The following is a 3,912-nucleotide window of genomic DNA, read 5'->3' on the forward strand; positions in this document are numbered from 1 at the left end:
CCGTCTGCTCGGCAACGGCCGCACCCCGGCGCGCGGCGAGCTCTTGTCGTTCCTCCTCTTCGACGACCTCTACTTCGACCTCCTGATCGAGGCCGGCAAGCGCGACGCCCACGACTGGCTGGACCGCCACCCGGACTTCTGGTGCTCGGAGGCCGGCCACGACTTCGACTTCGACACGGGCCGCATCCCGCCGGAGGAGCACACGAACCGCCGGCGCCGCCGGACGGACGACCCGGAGCCGGAGCCGGACGCGGGCGGCGGCGGACGTGGCGGCTCGACCGTCGCGGCCTGAGTCGCGGGCGGCGGTTGGGCCACCGCGGCCTGGGCCGGAGGCGGGCTGGCGGCTGGACCGCCACGGCCTAGCCGGACGCGGGCGGCGGTTGGGTCACCACCGCGGCCTGGGCCGGGGGCGGGACCGCCACGGCGTGGGTCGGCCCGCACCGGCTACGTCGACCGTGAAGACCGGCCCGCCGTCCGGCGGGCCATCGCGCCGTCGGCGGGCGGCCGGGGACGCGCGGCCTCCGGACGATCGTCCGATTCCTCCGCGCCGCCACCGGCCTGATACCCGGCGCACACGCCGCTGGTACCGGACGGGCGCACGATGGGCAGGACCCCGGATTCCCGGCGTCCTTCCGATCCGCTCCGGCGGGCCCCGGAGCACCCCATGGCGAACCGCCCCCGCTGGAGCACCCTCAACCTCGCCGCCCTGAGCGCCGCGACCGCCGCGTCGCGGATCCCGCGGATGGCGGACCTCGTCCCCGCCGCCGCGGGCCGCGATCGCCTGCTCGGGCGGGTGGTCGGTCGCGACCCGTCCGGTGCTGCCGAGGGCCGGCTGCTGGAGCGCGCGGTCGTCCTCGAGCGGATCTCCGGCTCCGGGTGGGACGAGATCGCACCGCTCCTGGGCGCCGGCGGCGCGCACGCCACCGAGCTGCGCTGGGCCGGCGCCGAGCGGGCCTTCCGGTCGGCCGAGGCCTTCCCCGTCCGACGCGATCCGGGCGGACGGCCGCGCCGGCCGGATCCGGAGGTCCTCGACGACCCCGACGCCCGGGCACGCACCCTCGACGGCCTGACGCCGTCCTGGGCCCCGCGGCCGAGCGCGCTGCTGACGATCGACGACGCGACCTGGCTCGCGCACGAGCACGAGGCGCTCGCCCTGATGCGCACGACCGTCGAGCGCGGCGACCTGGCCGACGGCGTCGATCCGGTCGAGGCCCGGCTCTCCTACGAGCGCCGTCGCCTGGCGACGCTCTCCTGGCGGCTCGCGCAGGACGACGCCGGCGAGGACGCCGGCGACCTCGTCCGCGCCGTCGCCGAGGCCACCGCGGAGTGCGTCCTCCTCGCCTCGTCCCTGGCCCGCGGCCGCCGCGTCGAGCGCGACGAGCCGTCGGCGCTGCCGGCGGATGACGCGTCCCCCGTGGAGGTGGGCACCCCGGCCGCGGCCGAGACGGACCGGGCCGGGTCGGGCGGCTGACGGCGGGACGCGGTCGGGAGGCGGTGCGCGCTCCGGGCCGCGGGGGCGGCCGGTGGGCGGCGAGGCTCGGGGCTCGGGGGCGGTCACCAGGATTGCGACCTACGGGGTCGGTTTCCTGGTGGGCGTCCCGTGGTCGGCTGGCGGTGGGCGTGGGCCGGCGGTCGGCACCAGGCTTGGTAGCTGCGAGGTGGGTTTCCTGGTTGCCGTGCCGCGGCCGGCCGAGGGTGGGCGCCCGGCACCAGACTTGGTACCTGCCAGGTGGGTTTCCTGGTGGGCGTGTCGCACCGGGCCGCCGGCGGACCTGACCCGGCCGCCGACACCAGATTCGGCACCTGCCAGGTCGGTTTCCTGGTGGGCGTCGCGGCCCCGGGCCGCGCCCGCCCCCCCGCTACGCGCGCCCCGGGTCGCGCCGGTCGCGCGCCCCGGTGTCGTGTCCCCGGATGCCTCATGCAGGTGGTGAATCAAACGATTCACACACGAGATGGCGCTTCGGGGCACGTGCGATCCCACTGCGGAGCGCCCGGGCGGAACCGTCGCCCACCCGAGAAACGACGGGCCGGCCCGGAGCCGTCCGTCGGTCTCTCACGTTCCGTGCGCCCCGGCCGTCCAACGGACGACGTGCCGCCTGATCGCCCCGCCGGGCGTGTCCTCCCGGCCCCGCAGGTCCGCCCCGACGGGCGTGTCCTCCCGGCCCCGCAGGTCCTCCCGGCCCCGCAGGTCCTCCCGGCCCCGCAGGTCCTCCCGGCCCCGCAGGTCCGCCCCGACGAGCGTGTCCTCCCGGCCCCGCAGGTCCGACCGGCCGTGCAGGTCCGCCCGGCCACGCGGGGCCGTCTCGCCGCGCGGTCCGGTCCCGGCGCCGGCAGGCACCACGTCCCACGCACGCCGACCGCCCCGTCCGCGAAGGTGGGGCGCGCGTGAGCGATCCGACCCCCGCAGCCCCGCGCCGTCGACGCCGGCCCGTGCCGCGTCCGCCGTTCGAGGTGGTCGTGGAGCGCCACGGGCCGGCCGTGCTGCGGTTCTGCGTCGCCCGGATGGGACCCGACCGCGGGGAGGAGTGCTTCCAGGAGACGTTGCTCGCCGCGCTGCGGGCGTACGACGAGCTGCGCGACCCCGGCGCGGTCGGCGGCTGGCTGTTCCAGATCGCCCAGCGCAAGATCGTCGACGCCGCCCGGTCGGCCGCGCGGGCGCCGGACCCGGCCGGCGACGACCTGGAGGCGCACCTGGACCCGTGGCACGACCCGGAGCCGGGGTCCGGGATCTGGGCGCGGGTTGCGACGCTGCCCCCGAAGCAGCGCGAGGCGCTCGCGCTCCGGTACCTGGCGGACCTCTCGCACGCCGACGTCGCCGTCGCGATGGGCACGTCGGTCGAGGCCGCCCGCCGCAGCGTCTTCGAGGGCCTGCGCCGGCTGCGCGACGAGGTCGAGCGATGACCGCCCGCGCCGCGACCCACGTCGGACCGACCACGGGACGCACCGCCGCGACCCACATCAGACCGGCGGCGATGTGCGCCGCCGGTCGCCGCCGCGGCTCCACGACCCACCCGTCCCGTCCCCGCCCTCACGGAACCGACCCCCGGGACGTCCTACGAGCATGAGCACCACCGATCCGACCGACGATCCGGAGCTCACCGGCGCCCTGCGGGCCGGGCTGCCCGCTTCGGCCGGCGACGACTGGGCCGCGGTCCGCGCCCGGTTCGCCGCCCGGGCGGTCGCCGACGGGCTCGTCGACGTCGCCTACGAGGACCACGAGAGCCCGGTCGGCCCGCTGCGGATCGCGGCGACGCCGCGGGGGATCGTCCGCCTCGTGCTGCCCGCCGAGGACCCCGACGCGGTGCTCGAGGCCGTGGCCGGGGCGATCTCGGCGCGCGTGGTGCGGGTCGCGACCCCGGCGCTGAGCGCGGTGCGCCGCGAGCTCGACGAGTACTTCGACGGCGACCGCCGCGCGTTCGACGTGCCGCTGGACTGGGCGCTCAGCCGGGCGTTCCGCCGCGAGGTGCTGCGCGCCACGGCGCTGATCCCGTACGGCACGACCGCGTCGTACCGGCGGGTGGCGACCGACGCCGGCAGCGCGAACGCCGTCCGCGCCGCCGGCACCGCGCTGGCCACCAACCCGCTGCCGATCCTCGTGCCGTGCCACCGCGTGGTGCGCTCGGACGGCGGGCTCGGCGCCTACCTCGGGGGCGTGGAGATGAAGGAGCGGCTGCTGGCGCTCGAGGGCGCCATCGCGGCGTAGGCCGCCGCGCGCCACCGCACCGCCATGCCGACGCGCACCCCGCACCCCGACCACCACGCCTCCGCGATCAGTGATCAGTTCCGGGCACGCCCAGAAACTGACACCAAGCCGCTCAGCCTGAATCCACCGTTCTGTCGGGTGGATGAGGAAGAGTGACCTCCCAAGCAGGGCTTGAAAGCGGCTGATTCCAGCAGCCGCGGCCTCGCTCG

The 3,912-nt window shown here is 77.5% G+C and carries 4 protein-coding genes and 1 pseudogene; 4 read left to right on the forward strand and 1 reads right to left on the reverse strand.

Annotated elements, in window-relative coordinates; translation table 11 throughout:
* Nucleotides 1–292, forward strand: a pseudogene (locus tag AB0L40_RS27060) (patatin); the annotation flags it as partial.
* A gap of 372 nt (nucleotides 293–664) precedes the next feature.
* Nucleotides 665–1,471, forward strand: coding sequence for a hypothetical protein (locus AB0L40_RS27065; protein ID WP_364361795.1), 807 nt, complete (start codon nucleotides 665–667; stop codon nucleotides 1,469–1,471).
* A 582-nt stretch (nucleotides 1,472–2,053) separates the two neighbouring features.
* Here the strand turns inward: AB0L40_RS27065 and AB0L40_RS27070 are convergent.
* The gene (locus AB0L40_RS27070; protein ID WP_364361797.1) at nucleotides 2,054–2,338 is read right to left on the reverse strand and encodes a hypothetical protein; all 285 of its coding nucleotides are present in this window, start codon (nucleotides 2,336–2,338) and stop codon (nucleotides 2,054–2,056) included.
* Between the two features lie 47 nt (nucleotides 2,339–2,385).
* On the opposite strand from AB0L40_RS27070, the gene AB0L40_RS27075 reads away from it, so the two are divergent.
* Together AB0L40_RS27075 and AB0L40_RS27080 are read left to right on the forward strand one after the other, a co-directional pair.
* Entirely contained in the window at nucleotides 2,386–2,901 is a 516-nt protein-coding gene (locus AB0L40_RS27075; protein ID WP_364361799.1) for a sigma-70 family RNA polymerase sigma factor, read from the forward strand.
* Nucleotides 2,902–3,061: 160 nt separating this feature from the next.
* Entirely contained in the window at nucleotides 3,062–3,703 is a 642-nt protein-coding gene (locus tag AB0L40_RS27080) for a methylated-DNA--[protein]-cysteine S-methyltransferase (protein WP_364361801.1), read from the forward strand.
* Nucleotides 3,704–3,912 lie beyond the last annotated feature (209 nt).

This window comes from Patulibacter sp. NPDC049589 (assembly GCF_040675535.1).
Classification (GTDB): Bacteria; Actinomycetota; Thermoleophilia; order Solirubrobacterales; family Solirubrobacteraceae; genus Patulibacter.

Coding starts and splice junctions, on each gene's coding strand:
- AB0L40_RS27080 (WP_364361801.1), top strand. CDS start 3,062: ATGAGCACCACCGATCCGACCGACGATCCGGAGCTCACCGGCGCCCTG.
- AB0L40_RS27065 (WP_364361795.1), top strand. CDS start 665: ATGGCGAACCGCCCCCGCTGGAGCACCCTCAACCTCGCCGCCCTGAGC.